We start from the raw sequence: 24390 nt of genomic DNA on the forward strand, positions 1-24390 counted from the left end.
TTTGTTTTCTTTCTGTTGATTGTATATGCATTTGTTTACAGAAAATATGATAACATTTAAAAAAGAGTTCCGAAAATTCATTCTTCAATTTACACGTTCTCCAAAAAAGCTTTTTTAAAGGATTCAGTAAATATGTTATGGAGGAAAGTAGGTAGTGCAGATGGCATTTTTCAAGACTCACATTGAATTGATAGCAGCAATTTTTTCAGGGATCTTAATTGTTATCGCGTTCACACTTGAACATCAAAACCTGTATGCATACTCAGTCATCATCTATCTGATGGCCTTTGGAATTGGCGGTTACGCCAAAGCCAAATATGGCATCCTGAAAACATTTGAAGACAAGCAGCTCAACGTTGAAATCTTAATGATTTTAGCCGCAGTCGGCTCTTCCATAATCGGTTACTGGACTGAAGGAGCCATTCTGATTTTCATCTTTTCATTAAGCGGTGCATTGGAAACATATACAATGAACAAAAGCCGGAAAGAGATTACTTCCTTGATGAAAATCCAACCTGAAGCTGCATGGCTTGTTAAAGAAGAGAAAACTGTACGTGTTTCCCTCAAAGATTTGCATACTGGCGACATGATCTTGGTGAAACCGGGAGAACGGATACCCGTTGATGGCGTCCTGCAAAACGGCCAAACTGCAGTTGATGAATCGACCATCAGCGGTGAAGCACTCCCTGTATCCAAATACAAAGAAGATGAACTGTTTGCTGGCACCGTCAATCTATCGGGAGCCATCACAATGGAAATGACTAAACCGAGCACTGAAACCATGTTTCAAAAAATCATTGATCTGGTCCAATCAGCACAAAGCGAAAAATCCCCTTCCCAACAATTTATCGAACGTTTTGAAGGACGTTATGTTAAAGTGGTGCTCTTCGCTTTTGTTCTTATGCTTTTTTTGCCCCATTATCTTTTTGCTTGGGATTGGAACACAACATTTTACCGGGCAATGGTTTTGCTGGTTGTGGCTTCTCCTTGTGCACTTGTCGCTTCAATTATGCCTGCCACACTGGCAGCCATTTCTAATGGCGCTAAGAGCGGCATCATATTCAAAGGCGGCATGCACCTTGAGAATTTGAGCGTGGTGCGGGCCATCGCTTTTGATAAAACCGGCACCTTGACCCGTGGACAGCCTGAAGTCACAGATTTTGTCATCCGACAAGGAATGGATAAGAAAATTGCTATGGCTAAAATTGCCGGAATCGAATCCCAGTCCAATCATCCTTTAGCTAAAGCCATCAGCGATTTTATCGTTTTACAAGGCATTACTCCCACACCCAATCTGACAATTGAAGATGTCCCGGGAAATGGGTTAAGAGCAACTATTAACTCTGAAGAATTTCTCGTCGGCAAACCAAAATTCGTCGGTGAGGAGTTGGCGGAGACTTTTGAGGATGGCCTTTTGGAGAAATTGGCCAATCAAGGGAAAACCGTGACCTTTGTTCGGGACAATGAAGGAATTCTTGCCGCTATGGCTTTGAAGGATACAGTCCGTGACATCACCAAATCGACAATTGAGGAATTGAAAAAAGCAGGTATTTATTGCATCATGCTGACAGGAGATAACCGAAAGACAGCAGCAGTCGTCGCAAAAGAAACCGGAGTCGACGACTACATCGCCGAATGCCTCCCAGGCGATAAAGTGAAAGAACTGAAAAAACTCCTGAAAAAATATGAGTATGTAGCAATGACAGGTGATGGCATAAATGATGCTCCAGCTTTGGCCACAGCAACAACAGGCATCGCTATGGGTGCCGGAACAGATATCGCTTTGGAGACCGCTGATATCATTTTAATGAAAAATGATTTGTCGCGCATCGCATACGCCATCAGGCTTTCAAAAAAAATGCAGCGCATCGTTAAACAAAACATCTTCTTTTCAGTTTCTGTAATCATTCTCTTGATCATCTCGAACTTTTTCCAAACCATTACCTTGCCGATTGGTGTTATCGGACATGAAGGCAGCACAATACTAGTCATTCTAAATGGGCTGCGCATGCTCAACCGCAATGTATAAAAAGGCATCCTGAATGTTTCATTCAGGATGCCTTTTGCTTAATATAGTGCCGGCGTTCTTTCATCACCGCATTGATCTGTCCGCCAACAATCAAGATCATAGCTGATATATAGAGCCACAGCATCAGGATGATTACGCCACCGATGCTGCCGTATGTCGCTGAGAAGTTTCCGAAATTACTGATGTAGATGGAGAACAGATAAGAAGTCGCCAACCAGCCGGTTGCAGCAAACGCTGCGCCTCCCAGTGCACTCAAAATGTTCATCTTTACATTCGGGGCCAACCAATAGATGATCGCGCAGGCAACGAATGTAATAATCCCGGGTATTGTAAAGCGGATAGAATTCCATAATGCGAGAAACCCTTCCTCCAGCCCCAGAAATGAAAAGATCAACAATCCAAGCTGTTCACCAAAAACAGGCAATGCCAAAGCGACAATCAAAATAAAAATCAATAAAATTGTCATCAAGATCGACATCCCCCGCGCTATTAGAAGCGGACGGTTTTCTGTTACTTTATAGGACAGGTTCAATGACTTGATCAAAGCATCCATTCCTAGACTGGCAGACCAAATCGTCGCTAAAATACCAAAAGACAATAATCCGGTATTCTGGTTCGTCAGAATTTCTTCCAACGTGCTTTCGATCAGGACATACACTTCTGAGGGGACGACTTCTTCCAGGTAGCTGAAAATTTCATCCCGAGACAACGCTAAATACGGCAATAAAGTAACCAGGAAAATCAGCAAGGGAAAAATTGATAATAGGAAAAAAAACGCCAATTGTGCTCCAAGTCCTGGCACATCGACGTCTTTGATCCGTTGAAACAATTCTTTTAAAAAACCTTTTCCAGTCGTTACATCGAAAGTAACTGAGTGGGTACGGTCTTTTTTATTGTCCGCTTGCTGTCCTGAAGATGTATTCGGGCCGATCGGATTATGACCGATTCCCAGTGTTTGAGTTCGATCCAGACTGATAGCCTGTCCCGGAACTTTTATTTGATGATGAGTTATTTCCAGAACCTGTTGAAGAGTTCGAACTATCCGTTAACGAAGATGTCGGAGATGGGTTGTCTTCTTTAACTGCTGAAATCACATCATCTTTTGTCTCAATTACTGCATCTTTTGTATCCATGAACGCTTCTTTTGTTTCAAGCGCCATTTCTTTCACTTGTGGAGTCATTTCTTTCAATTCATTCACCTTGCTTCCAACATATGAAGCATCTTCAGAAATGCGTGAATACAGATTTTGCGCTCTTTCAGCTTGTTGCTGGAAAGCCTGTACCAATTCATCTCTATTTGAAGCATAGTATTTTGCATTGTTTGTTGCTTTTTTCGATTTCTGTATAACGTCATCTCTTGTATTGCGGTCCAATAGTGAGACAATAATCCCCACTGCCGCGCCTACTAGTAAACCTGTCATCAATTTGTTTTGGCTCATCCTAAATTCCTCCCAATAAAATATGTTTTTCACATCTGTTAGGAATTTTCCCTAAACTTTGAAAACCTAAACACTTATACAGCATATATTTTTTAAAAATAACTTGACTATATCGAAAAACTTTCGGAATATTATGTTTACAGGAGGTTTAATAGACAGAAAAGGATATTGAAAAAGGGGGAAAAATAATGGCGCAGTTCGAAGAACTATTGGGCACTATCAGCGGTTACGTATGGGGACCACCTTTATTGATTTTATTAGTAGGTACAGGAATTTTCTTAACAGTTCGTCTTGGTGTTCTCCAAGTCCGATTATTGCCTTATGCTTTGAAATTGGTTTTCACCAAAAATTCGGATACGACCTCTAAAGGGGATATCAGCCATTTCCAAGCATTATCAACCGCCATGGCTGCAACCGTAGGTACCGGTAATATCGTCGGTGTTGCAACAGCGGTCATCCTCGGTGGACCGGGTGCTGTCTTCTGGATGTGGTTTTCTGCATTTTTCGGAATGGCCACCAAATACGGAGAGGCTGTATTGGCAGTCAAATACCGTGTTGTCGACGCTAAAGGCCAGATGGCTGGCGGACCGATGTATTACCTTGAGCACGGCTTGAAACAAAAGTGGTTGGCTGTTTTATTCGCCATCTTTGGTGCCATTGCGGCTTTCGGAATCGGCAACGGGACACAATCGAACTCAGTCGCTTCAGTCGTCCGCGATACATTCAGTGTTCCAACATGGATTACCGGAATCATTTTAACAATTTTCACCGCCTTGGTTCTGCTTGGCGGAATTAAGAGCATCGGCCGCGTCACTTCGTTCTTCGTTCCTTTTATGGCGTTATTCTACATAATCGCAGGAATAATTATTATGATTTTAAACATGGAACTGATTCCAGGTGCTTTTGCTACGATCTTCAGTGCGGCATTCACCGGTGAAGCTGCTGTTGGCGGTGCCATTGGTGCGGCTATCCGATATGGTGTAGCACGAGGCGTATTCTCCAACGAAGCGGGACTTGGGTCGGCGCCGATTGCTGCTGCTGCTGCAATCACGGATCTTCCAGGACGCCAGGCATTGGTTTCCATGACACAAGTACTCTTTGATACCATCATCATCTGTTCGATTACCGGTGTCACAATTGTCATGTCCGGCCTTTATACAGATAAATCTCTTGAAGGTGCAGCTCTGACAACTGCAGCTTTTGAACAGTTCCTTGGAGGAGCTGGCCCAATTGTAGTAGCCATCGGATTGATTTTCTTTGCTTCTTCTACCATCATCGGCTGGTCTTACTATGGAGAGAAATGTTTCCAGTATTTATTCAAGAACCCGGCATTGCTGATCGTTTACCGCATCGCTTTCGTTTTGATGGTTTTCGTTGGCGCAACCGTTTCACTTGATGTCGTTTGGACTTTCTCTGATGTGATGAACGGCTTAATGGCCTTCCCTAACTTGATCGGACTTCTTGGCCTATCAGGCGTTATCGTCTATGAAACCAAGCGCATCATTGCTAAAATCAAGGAAGAAAAAGCCGCTGGACAAACTGGCAATTGACATTGCTTTTGAATAATGAAATGATTAAGCATAACCACCCGAAAGGCAGGAGCTTATCATGGACTTATCAAAACCGTCACCAGAAAACGTCAGCTTTATGATTGAAGAAATAAAATCAAAATTGCGTATGGTCAATGTGGATGCAATGAAAGCCGAACACTTCAACGCTTCCCAATACGAAGATTTGCATGAACTTTACGAAATGGTCGCGAACCGCGAAAAGTTCAGCACGAGTGAAATGCAGGCAATTGCAACCGAACTTGGTTCTTTACGCAAATAAGCAAGCACAAAAAGACCCTGAAGGAAAAAATCCTTCAGGGCCTTTTTTTATGTTGCTGTAATTGCCTATGGGAGCAATACGATCATTTCATTTTTTATTGTCCAGCTTCGGAAGCCAGGTTCTCGGGACATAAGCCAAACCGGCTGTGCGACATAAACACGTCGCTTCGCCGGTCTGTCTTATGCCTGTCGAACCTTTACGGCTTCCTCAGCTTTTCTTTTTTGTCCAGCTTCGGCGACCTGCTCCTCGGATCATAAGCTGCCCTTCCTGTGCGGCAAAAAACGCCGCTTCGGAAGGACAGCTTATGTCAGTCGGAGCATAACGGTCGCCTCAGCTTTTCTTTTCATACTGCACAATGTACCAGCCGCCTTCTTTTATGACGGTTTGGATGCTAAGCAACTCGAGTCCTGCCTGCTCGCCCCATTCTGCCATTTCTTCGCGCGTCGGCAACCGGTAGAGGTTGTCGAAAGATGAGAAAAAACTATTGAAAACATTGGCAAATGGTGGGCTGTCGCTGTCTCCAGCGATAGGTGTCACAACTGACAGAATACCTTGGTCTTTGATCCAGCTGGCCAGTTCAGTAAAAAGGTCCTGGCGCTTTCCGAGGTCGATATAGTGGATGACATTGTTCATCATAACCATGCCTTGCTGCTCTGATGGTTTGTAATCCCATAGATCGGCATTTTCAATAGAAATATTATTATTTTCTTTCGTCAAGGCTTTCGCTACTTCCGTTACAGATGGACTGATTTCAATTCCAGTGAAGTGGGTGTCGGGGAAACGTTCTGCAAGCTTTTTGATGTATCCGCCTTCTCCACAGCCAATATCCAGCACCGAGTCGATATTTTGGCCTTTCAGGCGTCTGGACATTTTCGGCAGAGCTAATACTTCCAGCAACCTGCTTGTTTCAGCTACAGTCGGAGCGTGTTTTTCTTCATCAAAATGAAGGCGTTCCTGCTTGCGCATCATCTCTGGGTAATTCAGCAAGGTCGGGATATGCAACTCCATCATTTCCTTTAGCAGAACACCCGAGGAATTGTTGCCCTTCGGTTTCGGCAGCTTCCATGCATTCCAGGTTTTATATCGGTTTCTACCGGCTTCTTTGAGATGGCCGATCGAGACGCCAACATTCACCCACTGGTTCAATAAATCTTCGTCCAATTGCAGCGCATCGGCTACATCATATTGAGACATAGGGCGATCGAAGGCTTTAAACAAATCAAGCTCATATCCGACGTATGCATGCCAACTATATAAAAAAGGTTCATTTCGTTTCATGTACATTCTTGCTTTAAACATCTTCATGACATCGATCATCTGAGTCCCTCCGCTTTCCATGGGTAATCTTCTTCTGGTGTATAATACTTTAATTCTTTTGTGTCTTTTGTTAAATCTTTTATGCGGACGGGCATGATGCCTCCTTGTATGAAACGATCTCGAACGTTTTCTTTCCACATCCCAAGGCCCGAAACATTCAACATTTGCTTAAAATGAAGAATTGGGTCTTCTTCCATGCGCTCGAAAGTCCGTTGGCGGATGTAGCTGACCGGTTTAAATGGAAAAGAATAGGCCAAAGCTGCCAAGTGGCTGAGTTGTATCACATGGTCTGCACGCTTATAGCGGACGGTTTCGTACCACTTTAAATTGCTTTCGTCTTTTTTTTCTTCTTTGAACATATCTGCGGTTAATTCGCCTAGTATATCCGCATCTTGTATAGCCATATTCATGCCTTCTCCGGCCATTGGATGGACAGCGTGGCTAGCGTCACCGATGATAGCTTTATTGCCTTTCACATATGAATCCGCATGATACATTACCGGAATCATCAACTGGATTTTCTTCCAATCCGTCAATTGCTGGACATAACCATCTACCGCAGGCGCTAAATCCGTGTACAGTTTATGGAAATGGCTGATTGGCTTTTCCTTGAGTTCTTTATAATCGCCTGGCGGTATCAAGTAAACACTTCGCACCTGACTATCAGGCAGCGGGAAAAGCCCCAGAAAACGGTTGTATGTAGAAATGATTTGACCGTCTGTAAAATTTTCAGCACGCGGAAACGTCACCGTCAGAAAATGATGATTGTAGGTGGTCTGTTTTACTTCAATTTCCATGGCTTTCCTAGTGACTGACGAACGCCCTTCAGCACCGAAGAAAAATTCCGCCTCCACTTCAAACTTTTCGGTTCCTTTTTGAAGCAACGCTGTATTTTCTCCGTATCCTTTGCAGGCCGTTCCTTTGAGATAATGAAAGTTTTCATATTCACAGGCAGCTTTTAAAATAACAGACTTCAATTCCTCATGATGCATCATATAAGCTGCACTGTACTTGCCGGGCAACACGCTATAATCCATAAATGCCTGGTCCTTTACTTGGAGAGAACTTGAAAGTTCCAGCATGTCCAAAACTTTAATTTCATTAGAGCGATCACATATTTTCTTATATACTCCAAGGCTGTCGAATATCTGCATACTTTTCGGCTGCAGCAGTTCCCCTTTATAGGTAGGTGCTTTTACAGCCATCCGTTCGGCGAGAACCACATCGATTCCACGCTGCACCAATTTCAGTGCAAGTGTCAATCCACCGATTCCACCCCCGCCGATGAATACATCAGTTTTCATGTGCTTCATCCCCTTCTTTCTCCTTACCCTACCTTTAGGATAGTGAAAACCCAATAAACCTCCCCAATAAAAAAAGAAGTCCACGAATGGACTTCTTTTCACAATTTATTCTTAAAGTTTATTGTAAGCGACCGCAAGTTCGGCTCCGACTTTTGCATTATGCTTGACCAGTTCGATATTCGCGACCAAACTCTTGCCTTCCGTCAATTCCTTGACTTTCCCTAATAGGAAAGGCGTGACTTCTTTTCCGGAAATGCCATTTTCATTCGCTTCAGTCATGGCTTGAGTGATGATGCCATTGATGAATGAGTCTTCCAGTGCATGTTCAGCTGGAATCGGGTTGGCGATTACCGCTCCGCCTGTAATGCCCAGATCCCATTTTGCTTTCAGCACTTCAGCCAGTTCAGCAGCATCATCACTGCGGAATGTCAGATCAAAGCCGCTTGAGCGTGTGTAGAATGCCGGCATATCGTCTGTTTGATAGCCGATGACTGGAACCCCTTTTGTTTCCAGGTATTCCAACGTCAAGCCGATATCCAAAATGGATTTTGCGCCTGCACAAACAACAGCCACTCCTGTGTTCGAAAGTTCTTCCAAGTCAGCTGAGATGTCCATGGTCGTCTCAGCGCCCCTGTGCACCCCGCCTATGCCGCCTGTTGCGAAAACACGGATGCCTGCAAGTTCTGCACAAATCATCGTTGCAGCGACAGTTGTAGCACCGATTTTTTTCGTGGCGATCAATTGGCCGATATCTCTTCTTGATACTTTTGAAACGCCTGGGCTATTGCCAAGCACTTCCAGTTCTTCATCAGACAAACCGATTTTGATTTTGCCGTCCATAATGGCGATTGTTGCAGGAACTGCACCATTATCACGGATAATCTGTTCTACCACGCGTGCCGTTTCCACGTTCTGGGGATAAGGCATACCGTGTGAAATGATCGTCGATTCGAGTGCCACGATCGGCTTTTTGTCCTCCATTGCTTGTTGTACTTCAGTTGAATAAGAAATCATTGATGTCATTGTAATTCCTCCAGTTCTTTTTGTAGTTGTACTGCTGTCAATTCTCGTCTTACAGTCGCATTGCTTTCGAGCGTTTTTGCCGCATTCACCATTCCTGAATGGATAACGGATTCAAATTCCTTCCCACTCATTACACTGTGGACAATGGCGCTGGAAAATGCATCTCCTGCACCGGTCACATCAATGACCTGGTCGACTTGCATCGCCTGGTAATGTGTGATGCCGTCTGCATTTCCGGCTACGGCTCCTTCTTTTCCACCGGTGATGACAACTGCTTCCGCACCTTGGCTCAGCAGCTGTTCAACAGCCTGATGCCAATCCTCCATGGAATTGATGGGCATCTGCAAATGCCTGCTTGCTTCATCGCGGTTAAGAATCAGCCAGCTGATGCCGGCCAAATCTGTTCCGAGCCTGTCCATTTTTGGAGCAGAAACCGGAATGACTGCCAGTGGAATGTTATTGATGAAGGCCAACTGACGAACATATTCCACCGTTTCCACTGGACAATTCAAATCGATCACCAGAAAGGCAGATGATAATAAAACACTGTCATTTTTAGCAATATAGCTTGGCGTCAGAGAGTCATAGATTTTCATGTCCGCCATTGCCAGCAGCATTTCGCCGTCCGGTTCCAAAATCGCTGTATAGGTTCCAGTTGACAATCCGTCGACTGCTTTTGTCATTTCAGTCGACATGAATTGGCTGGAAGCGGTTTCGATTAAGTTCCATTCCGGATCATTTCCCACAATCGACAATAGCTTGACTGAATGGCCGAGGCGCCCCAAATTTTCCGCGACGTTTCTGGCTACTCCACCGACGCTGCCGGAAACGGAAGCCGGATTGGATGTTCCCATCTGCGCGGGACGTTCCATCAGGAATTTTCTGTCGACATTTGCCCCGCCGATGCAAATGACCGTCTGTTCTTCGGGCAGTACGTAAGCGCGGCCTAAGATTTTCCCTTGACGCATGAGATTGGAAATGAAATTGGCCAGTGATGGCCTGGACATGTTTAGGCGTTCTGCCATTTCCTGTTGAGATAGATACGGGTTGCGCCGGATCAATTCAAGCACTTCCACTTCTTTCTGATTCATAATCACACCTCCACTCAAACATTTGTTTAAATCATAAACTTTTATAACAGAAAATGCAAGCGAAATATATTTCGTATATCGTTATAAATCATTGCAGGCAGTTACAGAAAATTGCTACTATAGAAAGAGATGAGAGGAGAGATTTATTTGACATCTTTTAATGAAAAATTATCCCGCTATGCTGAACTGGCGGTAAAAGTAGGAGTAAATATTCAACCCGGACAGCCGCTTTATATCGCCGCTTCCATTGATGCAGCACCTTTGGTCCGTTTAATTACCCAAAAGGCCTATGAAACCGGAGCGAAACAAGTTTTTGTAGACTGGAACGACGATACGATCTCTCGCCTGCGCTTTGAATTAGCGCCGGAAGATTCGTTCTCTGATTTCCCAGCATGGAAAGTACAGGAACGCGAGCAATTGGCAGAGCAAGGCGCTGCTTTCATCAGCGTGGTGTCTCAAAGCCCTGACCTATTGACTGGCATTGACTCAAAGCGCATTGCTGCTTCACAAAAAGCAACTGGACAGGCTTTGAGCAAATACCGCCAATATGTTCAATCTGATAAAATCAGCTGGACCGTTATCGCAGCCCCTTCTGAAAAATGGGCAGCTAAAGTGTTTCCAGATGTACCGGCTGACCAACAAATCGACAAACTTTGGGATGCTATTTTCAAAGCTGTACGTGCTGATCTTGATCAACCGATTGAGGCTTGGACAGAACATGACCGCTTGCTGCACACCAAAGTCGATTATCTGAACGGCAAAAAATATGCAAAACTTCACTATACGTCACCTAAAACTGACTTGGAAGTTGCTCTTCCAGAAGGCCATCTATGGTGTGGAGCCGGCTCAATCAACGAAAAAGGCGATTCTTTCATGGCGAATATGCCAACCGAAGAAGTCTTTACTGTACCGCATAAAACAGGCGTAAATGGCTATGTTTCCAGTACAAAGCCCCTAAGCTATGGCGGCAATATTATTGATGACTTTAAAGTAACATTCGAAAATGGAAAAATCGTTGATGTAACAGCTGCACATGGCGAAGATGTCCTGAAGCAATTGGTTGCTACTGATGAAGGTTCTCATTTCCTTGGTGAAGTTGCATTAGTTCCACATCAATCGCCAATTTCCGATTCAAATATTTTATTCTACAACACGTTGTTCGACGAAAATGCCTCCAACCATTTTGCTATCGGCAGCGCTTATGCTTTCTGTATCGAAGGCGGCAAAACCATGTCTCAGGAAGAACTATTGAAAAACGGCCTAAACCAAAGTATTACCCATGTCGATTTCATGGTAGGCTCGTCTGAAATGGACATTGATGGTATCCTGGAAGATGGCAGCCGCGAACCGATTTTCCGCGGTGGCAACTGGGCTTTCTAAGTCTCGATAATTCGACACTTATTTTTTAGACCAGAATCATGTATACTTAATATTGATAATTACAGTTTAGAGAGGAGTTATCATTATGTTTTATGACATTACTGTCGTACTCGGCTTCATGGCCGTAATTTTCATGTTTTTCTTTACACTTCTCCATTTCCTTGGAAAAGAGCTTCACACGCACGATGCAGAGCACGTAGATCCAACGCCTGAAAAAAAATACTGAGCGATAAAAACCGGCTTCTTCTCTGAAGCCGGTTTTTATGTTACTCACACTAAAAGCACTATCAAATGTACGTGTTCTATCTAATTTCCATGCTCTTTAGGTCCCTTCTGCTCTTCCACTCCACAGCTCGTAATGGTAAAATCCGAACTAGTTAGCGTCTTTATTCATAGGAGGAATTCACGTATGTTTTCTGCAATAGATATTGGTATCGATTTAGGAACTGCAAATATACTCGTTTACACAAAAACAAAAGGCATTATCGTCAATGAACCTTCTGTTGTCGCCTTGGATGCAAGGACTCGTGCGGTGCTGGCGATCGGCACTGAAGCGAAAGCTATGCTTGGCAAAGCACCTGATTCCATCCTGGTGATCCGCCCATTGAAAGACGGCGTCATCGCCGACTCTGATGCCACTCTTGATCTGCTGAAAGCGGTCATGCAAAGAGCGGCCAAACAACTTGGAAGTGCTTATCGCAAACCCAATGTGATGGTCTGTACCCCTTCCGGTGCCACTAAAGTTGAGCGCCGCGCTATCCACGACGCAGTGAAACAGAGCGGCGCCAAAACCGTTCACTTAATTGAAGAAACTGTAGCTGCTGCAATAGGCGCGGAACTTCCAATCAGCGAACCGGTAGCGAGCGTTATTGTAGATATTGGCGGCGGTACTACAGAAGTGGGAATCATTTCATTTGGCGGGGTGGTTTCTTCCAACACCGTTAAAGTTGCGGGCGACCGCATGGATGAAGATATTATCCAGTATGTCCGCAAACAGTACAACGTATTGATCGGTGAACGCACTGCTGAAAATATAAAAATGGAAATCGGCTATGCTCCTGTTCCCCATGAAACAGAGAACATGGAAATCCGCGGCCGTGACATCATGACCGGCTTGCCGAAAACCATTACACTCAGCTCTCTTGAAACACAAGAAGCGCTGAAAGAATCTTTATCCGCCATTTTGGAATGCATCCGCGCAACACTGGAGAATTGTCCAGCTGAACTGTCGGGTGACATGGTTGACCAAGGCGTTGTCATTTCAGGCGGTGGTGCTTTATTGAAAGGCATGCAGGAATGGCTTTCAAAAGAAATCTCAGTGCCCGTCCATATTGCACCACAACCACTGGAATCAGTCGCCATCGGAACAGGACTGTCGCTGAACATGATTAAGCAGTTAGAGAAAATGTCGCGTTAATATAGAAAAGCGGAAGCAGCCGTTTTGCCACGACAAGCGCTGGAAGCCTTACCGGTAATGGCGGTCTTTGCCATTGCTGGTAAGGCTGAAGCGACTCGAGGGGCTGGCTGCTGGAGCTGGACACTAAGAAAAGCGAAAGCGCCCGTGCAGGTTTGAAGGGCATAAGACGAGCTGGCGAAGCGGCGTCCTTTGCCGCACAGCCGGATTGGCTTATGTCCCTAGAACCTGGGCGCTGGAGCTGGATATAGAAAAACGGAAAACACTCCGAAGCACTCGGAACTGCTTTCCGTTTTTTTTTATTCTTGATTCCCCTGAAAAACACTGTTCTAATTTACCTACGTACAGTTTTATAAAAGGCAAGGTCTTATTAAATCCGAAACGATGCGCAATGACTTTTTTCCTTATTTCTCCCGAAACGGCAAATTCGATTCGTATTTTTCAGAAATTTGGATTAAACTTAAAAAGTAGTAGTCGACAAGGAGGAAGTATAATGGCTTTATTAGATGAAATTTTGGAGTACAACGAAGAATTTGTGAAAGAAAAGCGATATGAAGAGTACATGACCACCAAGTTTCCTGACAAGAAAGTCGTTATTTTGACATGCATGGACACGCGTCTTTTTGAAATGCTGCCAAAAGCGATGAACTTTAAAAATGGTGACGTCAAAATTGTTAAAAGTGCCGGCGCTGTCATCAATCACCCGTTCGGCGGCATCATGCGCAGTTTACTGGTCGCTGTCTATGAATTGAATGCAGACGAAATTTATATTATTGGCCACCACGATTGCGGCATGTCCAACATTAAACCACATGAAATGCTCGAGAAGATTAAAAAACGGGGCGTGGACCAAAAGACCATCGATATGATGGAGTATTCCGGAGTTGATCTGGAAGGCTGGCTCCGCGGCTTCGATAATGTTGAAGAAAGTGTCACCCACAGTGTCAACATGGTTCGCCACCATCCGTTGTTGGATCCGAATGTTCCGGTCCACGGTTTGGTGATCGATCCGACGACTGGAAAACTGGATGTCGTCATCAATGGAAACGAAAACCGCTGAGAATTTCTCAGCGGTTTTGTTTTTGGAAATAAATATAATCGAGCGGAATTCCTTCTTTACCGAATTGACGGAGGAAAGATGTGATTTGCCCTCGATGGTAACTGGCATGATTAACAACCGTAAAGAGCATATCTTCGCGTGAAGTAGCCAGATTGTCGCCACGCATGTTCTGATAATAGAGTGTCTCCTGCCACTGCTCTTCGGATAATGAAGCGAAAAACAATTCCATTTCTGCATGGAGCAGCATAAACGCTTCTATCGCTTTGTCAGTCGTCTCCACATCATAATGTTCAAATACCGGCTTTTCTACACCATTCATCCGCATCAGCCATAGTTTTTCCACCCCAATGACATGGGCAACCGTCGCCTGAATCGAAGAAAATGAATTCGCTCCTTCTTTTTGATAAAGCTCTTCGTCAAACCCTTGAACGTGCTCCAAACAGGCCTGTGTCGCCCATTTATGATAAGAGAATAATTTATCTTTATTCATCTTCTGCACACCTTCCTCCGCTTTTATTCACGTTTCAAACCAGCGTTGCATCTCTTTCCACCATTTTTTATAGGTGGCCTTGCCCTTTCAAAACTCGTCTTCAATCATGGCATAGTAATAATGGTCTTTCCATTCGCCATTGATGTAAAGGAACTCCTTCAGCAAGCCTTCCTGACGAAATCCGGTTTTCTCCAATACACGGATGGAACCGATATTCTCAGGAGATACATATGCTTCAATCCGGTGAAGACGAAGCTGTTCGAAGCCGAAAGCAGTCATCAGCTTTACCGCTTCCGTGGCAATGCCTTTGCCGATATAAGCTTCATCGATTGAATAGCCGACCAAAGCGCTTAGAAAAGGCATTCGCTTTACGCTGTATACAGAAATATGACCAATCAACTTATTCGTATCATGCTCAAAAATCCCCACACTGTATTCCCGATTTTCCCTTGCTTGATAAATCGACTCACGAATTTTTTCCCGCTGAACAGCTGCAGAAAAATAACTGTCCCGGTGGCGCGGTTCGTAGATAGACCAGTAATCCCGGTTTCGCAACAGCAATTGCACCATTTCTTCTGCGTCTTCAATCGCCAAGCTGCGCAAATAACAGGTCTTCCCCTCGAAAAGCAAATTCATATTAAACCTCAGCAGATGTCAGCGAAATAAATTCCTCAGCATCCTGGACACATAAAGCGATTCCTTTTTCCCAGAACGCCTGTTGTGTAATATCTTCGCCCAGATGCTTCATTGCCAAGTCTTCGGCTGACATCACTGCTGTATCACGAAGCAAAGCCATATACTTTTCTTCAAAGCCGGTTCCTTCCTCAATTGCTTTCGCATAAACGCTTAATGAGAAAAGATAGCCGAAAGTATACGGGAAATTATAAAATGGCACATAAGTAATATAGAAATGCAGCTTGGATGCCCAGAAATGAGGATGTGTTGACGCCAATCCGCCTGCAAACCCTTCCTTCTGCGCCTGTTCCATCAATTCGTTCAATCGAGAAGCCGGAACGACGCCATTTTTGCGTTCTTCATAGAAACGGGTTTCAAACAGGAAGCGCGAATGGATATTCATAAAGAAAGCGACACTGCGCTGTACTTTATCTTCCAGCAACGCAATTTTCTCTTCTTTGGACTGCGCATTTTTTACAGCTGCATCCGCAACGATCATTTCAGCGAATGTGGATGCTGTTTCTGCAACATTCATCGCATAAGAGCGGTTCAATGAATGCACAGGGCGCAGTGCATAAGTGTGGAATGCATGCCCAAGTTCATGTGCCAGAGTTGCCACATTGGACATCGAGCCGCTATAGGTCATGAAGATACGGGATTCTTCACTTAATGGCAGCCCCGTACAAAATCCGCCAGGGCGTTTGTTCGGACGGTCTTCCGCTTCAATCCAGCCCTTTTCAAATGCCTGCTGTGCAAACTGCTCCAATTCCGGCCCGAATTTCCCGAATTGCTTAAGGATGAATTCTGCACCTTCCTGATAAGAAAACTGCTGTGTGCTTTCCGTTACCGGTGCATCTACGTCGTACCAATCCAGTCCGTCTTTTCCAAGTAATTTTCCTTTCTGGTTTAAATACGCGACAAAAGGTTGCTTGTTCTTGCTGATTGCCCCCCACATGGCGTCCAATGTTTCTTCTTTCATGCGATTGATATGTAACGGTTCCTGGAGCGGATTATCCCAACCGCGCTTTTTATACGTTTCTAAACGGAAACCAGCGATGGAGTTTAATGTTTTCGCAAAGAATTCTTCTTTATCTATCCAAGCTTCCTCTAATTTTTCATAAGATTCTTTACGGACTGCAGCATCTTTATGGGAACTTAGATTGTTGGCTTGCCCAACCGATAAGGTTTTTGGTTCGCCGTCGACTGTAACAGTAACGTTGATCTCTCCGACCAACATATCGTACAACTGGCTCCAGCCATGATAGCCATCTACACTCAATGCCGTAATCAAGCTTTCTTCTTTTTCAGACAGCAACATCTTTGCTTCTTCACGCCATTCATTCAAAACGAAAGTGAAGTCGCGCAAAGGTTCTTCATTCAACAGTTCTGCCCAAACGCTTTCTTCTGTCTTCGCCAAATCCTGCTGAATTTTTTGGAAGGAATTTTGGAAGCAAGCTGATAAAGAAGAAGATTCACTATCCAGAATCGCCGCTTTTTTATCCTGTGTATTTTGGGCCATCAAACAGCCGATAAATGCACCGGATTGGCTTAGGTGCTTCATCATTAAGCTCATCTGTTCCAGCAGATCAGCTACCTTTTGTGCATCTTCTTTTGCAGAAGGAACTTCGAACTGTTGGACCGATTCTTCGAACCCAGAAAGCTTTGTGGCCGCGTCATCCATATGCTGACGCAATTCCTGTGATTCGCTGCCTCCTGGAAATAATGTATCCAAATCCCATACTTCCGGATAATTGACTGTCATAATTTTTCCCCCTGGTAAACTAAATTTTCTAAAAACACTTATTAGTATAACATTTTTTATTCTGAAACCGGAACAATATTCCACTCCCTCCCATAAACTCTTCACCTTATCGCCATTTTTAGGGAATCTTTTGGAAATGGTTAATTGTTGATTGAAACGGCTACAGGTATACTGAAAAGAAGGAGGGATTTCGCATGATTCGTATTTTGCTTATGACAATCGCTTTTCTCGCCGTGATTGTTACAAACGCTTTAGCAAACATTTTGCCGCTGAATGGCCAAACAACCGGCGAAATTTCAAACCGGATTCTAGTTCTGTTTACGCCAGCCGGTTATGTATTTTCAATTTGGTCTATTATTTATCTATTGCTGGCCATCTGGATCATCGCTTTTTGGGTGAATTTAAGAAAGGGACAAATCCCTTCATCTAAGATTGCCTTGTTTTTTATTTTAAGTTGCATCTTTAATATCAGCTGGCTGCTGCTTTGGCATTATGAATTTTTCATCTGGTCCATCGCCGCGATGCTCGGCTATTTGGTGGCATTGATCGCCCTTTACCTGCAATACAGCAACTCGGAAAGAAAGTTCACCGAACGGCTGCCGATTTCAGTTAACATGGGATGGATCAGTGTGGCAACCATCGCCAACATCAGCTTTGTGTTGACCTACCACAATTGGGGCGGCTGGGGGCTCAGTGACCAGCTGTGGACCGTCATCATGTTGACTGTTGCAACTGCGCTGGCACTGCATATCCGTTTCCATCATTTCGATATTCCCTTTGCTCTGGTCTTTATCTGGGCGTTTATTGGAATCGCCGTTAAACACGGTACAGGTGAAATGCTGGTGACAACTGCTGCCTTGTTCTTGAGCGGCGTCATTTTAACCGGTATTCTATTAATTAAAAAAAGAACTGCCGAGGCAGTTCAATGATTCTGTGGACAGACTCCGTTTGACGAGTTTGTCCACAGTTTTTTATTGCTTTGAAATCGGCAAAAGGGATCCGGATAATCATCCGGATCCCTTTTTCTATAAATGCAAATACTATTTATCCAGTTTAGTCAAAAGAATCGGTTCGCCTTTTGTCACAAGCACCGTATGCTCGATTTGCGCAACCAATGACTGATCCGGTGTGATGAATGTCCAGCCGTCTCCTGATTCCACGATATGTTCAGCTTTCTGTGAGATAAACGGTTCTACTGCAAGTACCATGCCTTCTTTCAGGATGGTCGTTTCCCATGCATCATAATAGTTCAAAATGTGCTGAGGAGCTTCATGCAGTGATTTCCCGATGCCATGGCCAGTCAGGTTTTTAATGACAAACAAGCCTTGTTCTTTTGCTTCACGTTCCACTGCCTTGCCGATTTGGTTGAGTTTAGCGCCGGCTTTGACTTTTGTCATCGCACGGTCGAACGCAGATGCGGCTGCTTCACATATTTTTTCTTTATCCGGATGCCCTTCGCCTACAACAAAGGAAATTCCCGTATCAGAGAAATATCCTTCATATGAACCAGAAACATCGATATTTACGATGTCACCATCCTGGATAACGCGATTGCCTGGAATGCCGTGCGCCACTTCTTCATTAACGCTGATGCATGTATATCCTGGGAAATCATATTCTGATTTCGGACCGGAAACTCCGCCCAGCTCCTCGAATAATTTACCGCCCAAGTCGTCAATTTCCTTGGTAGTGACTCCAGCTTTGGTTGCTGCTTTCATCGCCTCGCGAATTTCAGCCACCATTTGGCCGGCTTTTTTCAGCATTTCAATTTCTTTATCAGTAGTTGCTATCATCAATGACCCTTCTTTCAAGCTTTTCTATTCAAGAATTATACCACAAAATTAAACTGGAGGCTTCTTGACGAGTTTGGAAAACAAACATGCAATCTTTAACTTCTAAACAGAAAAAGAACTTTCCGGAATAAATTCCCGGAAAGTCCTTTGCTTGTGTTAATTCGTATTAGCGGCTTCAGCATCCACTAATCTTGGTGCCGCTGCAAAAAGTGCGGCACAGACAAAAGCGGCAAGCAAGAATACAGGTATCATGTAGGTAGCATTATAGATCGCTGAATAGATGACCACATTGCCTTCAGCAAACATACCGAAAAACAGGATTCCCGTAATGACATGAACTAAATAACGCAACACTGATGCAATCAACACCCCTGCGACAATAGCGGCCAACATCTTGCCGGTTTGCTTGGCATGCGCATGCTGCAGATACTTGGTGCGCATGACACCAGCCAGTCCTACGACACCGTAAGCCAGAAGATAATCCAATAAAACCTGCATGACAACAAATCCGAATGATAAAGGCGCGACAGAAATAAAGCCCGAAACAATCTGCAGCAACCCCACCAATATTCCCGTCAGTACACCGGCAGCGACCCCTCGCCTAAATGCAATTAAAATAATCGGGATCATCACCAGACTGACCGAACCTCCCTGCGGCATCCGGAAAGAAACAAAATCCAATACAAATCCAAGAGCTGCAAAAATGGCAATCTCCATCATCAACAATACTTTTTTATTTCTCATGACTTCCTCCTTAATGTGTTGTGCACATCACCAGAAGGGCCGTGAATAAAACCATATTAAAAACGGCGTCAGGACAGAGCCTGGCGCCGTTGTAAGAGCCGGTTTCCATCCACATCCCTGCGCAAGTGTTAACTTACAGGTTCAAAGGGTAAGAACAGATTGTTCACTCTCAGCTAAAGCTCCCCTTGTGGTGTATACAAATATTTATTCAGTCACCTGTATTGTACACAAGGCCTCTTTCTAATGCAAGGCTGTTTTAAGTAGCTCTGACAGGGTAAAGTGATGGTAGTGAAAAAATCCGAAAGGTGGTGGAGGCAGCCGGGATTCTGGGTTGCCGAATGAATGATTGAATTATTGAAGGAATTGATTAAAATTCAAAGTGATACAAAAGAAGCAGCAAATGAAGCTCTCCTTTTTTGTGCCGACTGGCTGAAACAAAAAGGAGAAATGGTTACTGTCCACGACAATAAAGGCTACTTGATGCTCACTGCTGAGAAAGGACAAGGCAATGAGACCATTGTTTGGAATGGCCATGTCGATGTAGTTCCTGGCCATAAAGAACAGTTTGTGCCAGTCGAAGAACAAGACCGCATTTACGGACGCGGCGCAGCTGATATGAAAGCGGGTGTTGCAGCAATGATGCAAGCTTTTATTGAACTGGAGCCTAGCGGTTTGAACCGAAAAGTTCAATTACATATTGTCACCGACGAAGAGATCGGTGGCCGCAATACATCTAAGTGGTTGGTCGAGCAAGGCTTCCATGGTGATTTTGTTATTTGCGGAGAACCGACAGGCTTAAAAGTCGGATTGCAGTCGAAAGGGATTTTACGAATGGATATGGTTTTCAAAGGCAAGCCCGCACACGGCAGCCGCCCTTGGGAAGGCATCAATGCCATCGAATCCGCTATGAAATTCCATATGGCTGCAACAGAGCTGCCATTCCGGAAAGAATCTACTGAGTATTATGAGCAGCCATCGGTGAACCTGCCGATCATTAAAGCAGGAGACCGTTATAACGTGGTGCCTGAAACGTGCGAAATGTCTTATGACATCCGTTTTATGCCTGGACAGGATAAAGAGGAAATCGTTCGGCAATTAGCAGAATTAGCTGAGACCTTGAACATCGACATGGACTATAAAGCTTCAGGTTCAACACCTGCGCTGACAACAACAAAAGAAAACCCATTTATCCAGACTCTGCAAAAAGCGATTCTCGAAACGACTGATAAAGAAGCCGTATTATTCGGCCAGCACGGTGCAGCCGATACACGGTATTATGCAGCCGTCACCGGCGGCGAAGGTGCCATTGAATTTGGACCAAGTGGAGATGACTGGCATGGCAACGCCGAGTATGTCTTGATTTCCAGCGTCCATGAATACAAAGACATTCTGCTGGCACATGCGCAATCAGCGTAAAAATGTTTGCACACTGCCCGATTCGGGAAAATACTAATTACTAACCCTATGATTGGAGAGATTTATATGGCAATTGGACGACTAGTGAAATCCGCGATAAAATATGGCCCCATCGCTTATCCGATTATCCGTAAAGTATTAAATAAAAGAAAACAAGGAAAAGCTGGGCAACCGGCTTCTACACAGCAAACTCCGACGCGTGGAAAAAAACGCTAAAACAAAAAGTTCCGGCATGAAATTCATGCCGGAACTTTTTTTAGGCTATAAGTTGCTTTTGATGTTCTAAATAAAAGGCATTGCTTCCCGCAAAGCCAGGTAACCGGTCGGACTATGATTGGATGGCCGCTGAGCTGTCTCTTCAGTCTCACTGCCCTCTTCTTCCTGCCCTCCATCACCATCCTGCTCCTCCGCTTCCATTATCTGTTCGAATGTCAATGGATTCGGTGGCGGCAATTCAAAATCTTCAACTGTCCACGTTGCCTGATATTCATCAAAAAACGCATTGGCCATTGCCTGATAGCCAGCCGCATTCGGATGGACGTCAGCTGCATTCGGAATTTTTTCTACAGCCTCATCGCCGAATGATTGGTCTACGGAAACAAATGTCGCTCCTGCTTTTTCAGCGGAACGTTCCAGAATTTCATTCAGCCGGTCCAGTTGTTTGGCTGTTCCGGATTTTTGGCTGTCACGGACATGCGGATAAGCGAAATAATAGCCCATCACATAAACATCCGCATTCGGAGAGAGCTCAGTCAGCTCAGCCAAAATCAACTCCATATTCTTTCTTGCTTCATTGAGTGCAAAATCTGCCTGGATCTGCTGGAAAGTCAGCGATCCCTGTGCCGGATCGTCTTGGACCAGGCGCAGCAAATCATTCGCTCCAGCTGAAACGGTAATGAGGTTGGCCGATGCCAACACGCTCTTCGCTTCATCCGACTGGATGCTGTCTAATACGTCAGCTGTTGTAAATCCCGGAAACGCCAAATTTTTCGAGTAGAAAGCCATAGGCTGATTGCGTGACAATTCCTGTGCAATCATGTCGGCGTACCCAGCATCTATCTCGCGTTCAGGTGTTTGCCCTGCCGCCAGCGAATCACCGATAGCGATGTAAGCTGCCGGAATCTTGAGTTCTGCTTGTGCCGAAGCAGTTCCGCTGAAAAGCAGAAGGCCAGCCACTGCCGCGATCCAATACTTTTTCATGTCATTCACCTCTTAGAATGCCCAATTTCCGTTCCGGAAGATAGGCTCTTTTGAACCATCGGCGGTGATTCCATCAATATCCATGTTATCGCTGCCAATCATGAAATCTTCATGGACGATTGATGTGTTCAAACCGATGGCTTCCAGTTGATTACGTTCCAGATCGCGTGCCCCTTCATAGCAAGTCGGATAAGAGTCGCCGATTGCCAAATGGTTCGAAGCATTTTCATCAAACAAGGTATTGTAGAACAGAATATCGGAATCGGAAATTGGCGAATGATGCGGCACCAACGCCACTTCCCCTAAATAAGCCGCTCCTTCATCTGCAGTGATCATTTCATTGAGAAGTTCCTGCCCCGTCTCCGCTTTAGCTTCAACAATTTTGCCTTTTTCAAAGGTCAGCGTAAACCCATCAATGACATTGCCTTGATAAACCAATGGCTTCGTATTACGGACTTTGCCGTCGACTCCATGTTTTAACGGCACCGTATAAACTTCTTCTGTCGGCATATTGGCGATAAACGGATTGCCTTGAGGCGTTTTTGAAGCGCCGGACATCCAAATATGTTTGTCGGGAAGTTCAATGGTCAATTCTGTGCCAGGTGCAGTGTACTGCAACTTCACATAGCGTTTATCGTTTAATTGAGCAGCGCGCTGTTCCAGCAAAGCGATATGGTTTTTCCAAGCTTCGACCGCATCACCTTCGCCGATACGCACTGTTTTGAAGATGGCTTGCCATAAGGCGTCCATCTGTTTTTCAGCCGGCAAATCCGGAAAGACTTTTTGTGCCCATTTCGGTGAAGGAATAGCGACGATCGACCAAGCCACTTTATCTGTACCGACCGCTTGGCGATAACGCTCCAATGCTTTGCCGGCAGATTTTTGTGAATCAGCCAGGCGCTTAGTCGGGATGCCTGTCAGCAAATCCGGATCTTCAGCGTCAATCCACAGGAAGGCCCCGCCTGTATTGATCACTTCATCGCGTTGAACGACAGACCATTCCGGATATTCCTGAAATGCCTCATCTGGCGCCAATTCGAAATGCGTCCGTGTCAAAACAGGATCTTCATAATTGACTTGGACCCGCTTGGCCCCTGCCTCATATGCTTTCTTGACAACCAGGCGTGTGAATTCAAGCGTGTCAGTCGTCGTATTGATTACGATTAATTGTCCTTTTTGGACATTCAATCCTACATAAACCGTCAAATCAGCATATTGCTCAAGCTTCTCTTGAAAATTCATCGTTTATTCCCCTTTGCAGCAATGGTTTTGCTGGAACCTTCAATCAGTTTCCCGCCATGAATCACTTTTTGGACAGGCTTGGAAGGCAATTCCTTCGTGAATTTCTTGTAATGGCGTTCATCGGAATAAGCCAGCAAAGTCAATACTTCGCCATCTGCTCCCGCTCTTCCGGTTCTGCCTGAACGATGCAGGTATTGCTCAACTGTTTGCGGTACATCGACATGGATGACATGCGTCACTTTATCGATATCCAAACCGCGCGCTGCTACTTCTGTCGCAATCAATACAGCAACTTCACCTTTGCGGAAAGCATCCAAGGCTTTTTTGCGTTCATCTTTTTTCATTTCAGAATGCAAGGTCACGATTTTCGCATCGCGGAATTTCAGTTTATTTTCCTTCATCAGCAATTGGTCCAGGTTATTGACGAATGCCAAGCCTTTCATGCCGGGAATATGCGACAGGCTGCGCAGCATTTCTGTCTTATCACGCTCATCCACTTTGATGAATGAATGCATCACTTTTCCAAGCATCGGCAAATCTTCAGCCGTTACCTGCAGACGTGTAGGATGCTGCATCAACCGTTCCGCCACCAATTCTATTTCTTCGGTGATTGTAGCAGATACCAGCACCAATTGGCGTTCATGCTGAGTTTTTTCAATCAGATCTTTCATGATGCCCCGGTGTTCGCGCGCCATCAACTGATCTCCTTCATCCAGCACCAATATCCGGATTTCATGCATTTTCAGTTTTTTGGATTTCACCAATTCATTCAAACGTCCAGGCGTCCCTACGACAATCGTCGGTTTTTTCTTCAACTTCTCCAATTGGCGCTGCATATTTGCCCCGCCAATCAATTGCGTAACGGTGACATCCGTACCTTCTGTCCACTCACGCAATACGTTGACGATCTGCATGGACAATTCCTGCGACGGTGCGACGATCATTGCCTGGATTGCCTGTTTTTCAGGGTTGACGCGCTCCAGGATCGGCAATACATAAGCCAATGTTTTACCCGATCCGGTCGGTGATTCAGCAACGATATCATTGCCTGCCAACATTTCCGGAATCATCTGTTCCTGGATCGGCATAGCCGTTTCAAATCCAGCTTTTTCCCATTTTTCTTGCCACATCGGGCTTAATTCATTTACAAAAGTCATCTGCGATTCCACCTTCTTTTCAAT

The 24390-nt window shown here is 44.8% G+C and carries 24 protein-coding genes and 1 riboswitch; of the genes, 10 read left to right on the forward strand and 14 right to left on the reverse strand.

Features of this window, described 5'->3' with window-relative positions:
* Positions 1–160 precede the first annotated feature (160 nt).
* A complete protein-coding gene (locus tag H9630_RS17515) occupies positions 161–2029 on the forward strand; it encodes a heavy metal translocating P-type ATPase (RefSeq protein ID WP_191716782.1) in 1869 nt (622 codons plus the stop codon).
* Between the two features lie 22 nt (positions 2030–2051).
* On the opposite strand, the gene H9630_RS17520 is transcribed toward H9630_RS17515, so the two are convergent.
* Entirely contained in the window at positions 2052–2858 is an 807-nt protein-coding gene (locus H9630_RS17520) for a YihY/virulence factor BrkB family protein (protein ID WP_225218640.1), read from the reverse strand.
* Positions 2859–2964: 106 nt separating this feature from the next.
* Positions 2965–3468, reverse strand: coding sequence for a YtxH domain-containing protein (locus tag H9630_RS17525; protein WP_191716783.1), 504 nt, complete (start codon positions 3466–3468; stop codon positions 2965–2967).
* Positions 3469–3656: 188 nt separating this feature from the next.
* Between H9630_RS17525 and H9630_RS17530 the strand changes: the two genes are divergently transcribed.
* Positions 3657–5018, forward strand: a complete 1362-nt coding sequence (locus tag H9630_RS17530) for an alanine/glycine:cation symporter family protein (protein ID WP_191716784.1) — start codon at positions 3657–3659, stop codon at positions 5016–5018.
* Between the two features lie 58 nt (positions 5019–5076).
* A complete protein-coding gene (locus tag H9630_RS17535) occupies positions 5077–5298 on the forward strand; it encodes a DUF1128 domain-containing protein (RefSeq protein ID WP_191716785.1) in 222 nt (73 codons plus the stop codon).
* Between the two features lie 330 nt (positions 5299–5628).
* Here H9630_RS17535 and H9630_RS17540 read toward each other — a convergent pair whose 3' ends face one another.
* The 4 genes from H9630_RS17540 to H9630_RS17555 all read right to left on the reverse strand — a co-directional run bounded on the left by H9630_RS17540 (position 5629) and on the right by H9630_RS17555 (position 10033).
* Entirely contained in the window at positions 5629–6615 is a 987-nt protein-coding gene (locus H9630_RS17540; protein ID WP_191716786.1) for a class I SAM-dependent methyltransferase, read from the reverse strand.
* Positions 6612–7919 carry an FAD-dependent oxidoreductase gene (locus tag H9630_RS17545; protein WP_191716787.1) on the reverse strand — a complete coding sequence of 436 codons (1308 nt, stop codon included), beginning with the start codon at positions 7917–7919 and terminating at the stop codon, positions 6612–6614. Before H9630_RS17545 ends, H9630_RS17540 begins: the two co-directional genes overlap by 4 nt.
* A gap of 111 nt (positions 7920–8030) precedes the next feature.
* Positions 8031–8942 (reverse strand): pseudouridine-5'-phosphate glycosidase, encoded by a 912-nt coding sequence (locus H9630_RS17550; protein ID WP_191716788.1) that lies wholly within the window; start codon positions 8940–8942, stop codon positions 8031–8033.
* Positions 8939–10033 (reverse strand): carbohydrate kinase, encoded by a 1095-nt coding sequence (locus H9630_RS17555; RefSeq protein WP_191716789.1) that lies wholly within the window; start codon positions 10031–10033, stop codon positions 8939–8941. The genes H9630_RS17550 and H9630_RS17555 overlap by 4 nt, the downstream gene beginning before the upstream one ends.
* Positions 10034–10180: 147 nt before the next feature.
* Between H9630_RS17555 and H9630_RS17560 the strand changes: the two genes are divergently transcribed.
* The 4 genes from H9630_RS17560 (at position 10181) to H9630_RS17575 (ending at position 13887) form a co-directional block, all read left to right on the forward strand.
* Positions 10181–11413, forward strand: coding sequence for an aminopeptidase (locus tag H9630_RS17560; RefSeq protein WP_191716790.1), 1233 nt, complete (start codon positions 10181–10183; stop codon positions 11411–11413).
* Positions 11414–11498: 85 nt separating this feature from the next.
* Positions 11499–11639, forward strand: a complete 141-nt coding sequence (locus H9630_RS17565) for a hypothetical protein (RefSeq protein ID WP_191716791.1) — start codon at positions 11499–11501, stop codon at positions 11637–11639.
* Positions 11640–11822: 183 nt separating this feature from the next.
* The gene (mreBH, locus tag H9630_RS17570) at positions 11823–12830 is read left to right on the forward strand and encodes a rod-share determining protein MreBH (protein ID WP_191716792.1); all 1008 of its coding nucleotides are present in this window, start codon (positions 11823–11825) and stop codon (positions 12828–12830) included.
* Positions 12831–13320: 490 nt separating this feature from the next.
* A complete protein-coding gene (locus tag H9630_RS17575) occupies positions 13321–13887 on the forward strand; it encodes a beta-class carbonic anhydrase (protein WP_191716793.1) in 567 nt (188 codons plus the stop codon).
* Between the two features lie 7 nt (positions 13888–13894).
* Here the strand turns inward: H9630_RS17575 and H9630_RS17580 are convergent, their stop codons facing one another.
* The 3 genes from H9630_RS17580 to H9630_RS17590 all read right to left on the reverse strand — a co-directional run bounded on the left by H9630_RS17580 (position 13895) and on the right by H9630_RS17590 (position 16814).
* On the reverse strand, positions 13895–14377 hold the full coding sequence (locus H9630_RS17580) for a DinB family protein (RefSeq protein WP_191716794.1): 483 nt from the start codon (positions 14375–14377) through the stop codon (positions 13895–13897).
* Positions 14378–14464: 87 nt separating this feature from the next.
* Positions 14465–15013, reverse strand: a complete 549-nt coding sequence (locus H9630_RS17585; protein ID WP_191716795.1) for a GNAT family N-acetyltransferase — start codon at positions 15011–15013, stop codon at positions 14465–14467.
* 1 nt (position 15014) lies between these two features.
* Positions 15015–16814, reverse strand: a complete 1800-nt coding sequence (locus tag H9630_RS17590; protein WP_191716796.1) for a M3 family oligoendopeptidase — start codon at positions 16812–16814, stop codon at positions 15015–15017.
* A 194-nt stretch (positions 16815–17008) separates the two neighbouring features.
* Between H9630_RS17590 and H9630_RS17595 the strand changes: the two genes are divergently transcribed.
* Positions 17009–17743: a tryptophan-rich sensory protein gene (locus tag H9630_RS17595; RefSeq protein ID WP_191716797.1), complete on the forward strand. Its 735-nt coding sequence runs from the start codon at positions 17009–17011 to the stop codon at positions 17741–17743.
* Positions 17744–17854: 111 nt separating this feature from the next.
* Here H9630_RS17595 and map read toward each other — a convergent pair whose 3' ends face one another.
* Positions 17855–18607 (reverse strand): type I methionyl aminopeptidase, encoded by a 753-nt coding sequence (map, locus tag H9630_RS17600; RefSeq protein ID WP_191716798.1) that lies wholly within the window; start codon positions 18605–18607, stop codon positions 17855–17857.
* A 156-nt stretch (positions 18608–18763) separates the two neighbouring features.
* The gene (thiT, locus tag H9630_RS17605; protein WP_191716799.1) at positions 18764–19351 is read right to left on the reverse strand and encodes an energy-coupled thiamine transporter ThiT; all 588 of its coding nucleotides are present in this window, start codon (positions 19349–19351) and stop codon (positions 18764–18766) included.
* A 97-nt stretch (positions 19352–19448) separates the two neighbouring features.
* A riboswitch (TPP riboswitch) is annotated at positions 19449–19547 on the reverse strand.
* Positions 19548–19693: 146 nt separating this feature from the next.
* Here thiT and H9630_RS17610 point away from each other — a divergent pair.
* Together H9630_RS17610 and H9630_RS17615 are read left to right on the forward strand one after the other, a co-directional pair.
* Positions 19694–20767, forward strand: a complete 1074-nt coding sequence (locus tag H9630_RS17610; protein ID WP_191716800.1) for a M20 family metallopeptidase — start codon at positions 19694–19696, stop codon at positions 20765–20767.
* Positions 20768–20833: 66 nt separating this feature from the next.
* Positions 20834–20983 (forward strand): hypothetical protein, encoded by a 150-nt coding sequence (locus tag H9630_RS17615; protein ID WP_191716801.1) that lies wholly within the window; start codon positions 20834–20836, stop codon positions 20981–20983.
* 66 nt (positions 20984–21049) lie between these two features.
* On the opposite strand, the gene H9630_RS17620 is transcribed toward H9630_RS17615, so the two are convergent.
* Genes H9630_RS17620 through H9630_RS17630 form a run of 3 tightly spaced genes read right to left on the reverse strand, consistent with a single transcriptional unit; the run spans position 21050 to position 24366 of the window.
* The gene (locus H9630_RS17620; protein ID WP_191716802.1) at positions 21050–21967 is read right to left on the reverse strand and encodes an SGNH/GDSL hydrolase family protein; all 918 of its coding nucleotides are present in this window, start codon (positions 21965–21967) and stop codon (positions 21050–21052) included.
* A 12-nt stretch (positions 21968–21979) separates the two neighbouring features.
* The gene (locus tag H9630_RS17625; protein WP_191716803.1) at positions 21980–23209 is read right to left on the reverse strand and encodes an aminopeptidase; all 1230 of its coding nucleotides are present in this window, start codon (positions 23207–23209) and stop codon (positions 21980–21982) included.
* On the reverse strand, positions 23206–24366 hold the full coding sequence (locus H9630_RS17630; protein ID WP_191716804.1) for a DEAD/DEAH box helicase: 1161 nt from the start codon (positions 24364–24366) through the stop codon (positions 23206–23208). Before H9630_RS17630 ends, H9630_RS17625 begins: the two co-directional genes overlap by 4 nt.
* Positions 24367–24390 lie beyond the last annotated feature (24 nt).

Origin of the sequence: Planococcus wigleyi, from assembly GCF_014836985.1 — a bacterium.
Classification (GTDB): domain Bacteria; phylum Bacillota; class Bacilli; order Bacillales_A; family Planococcaceae; genus Planococcus; species Planococcus notacanthi.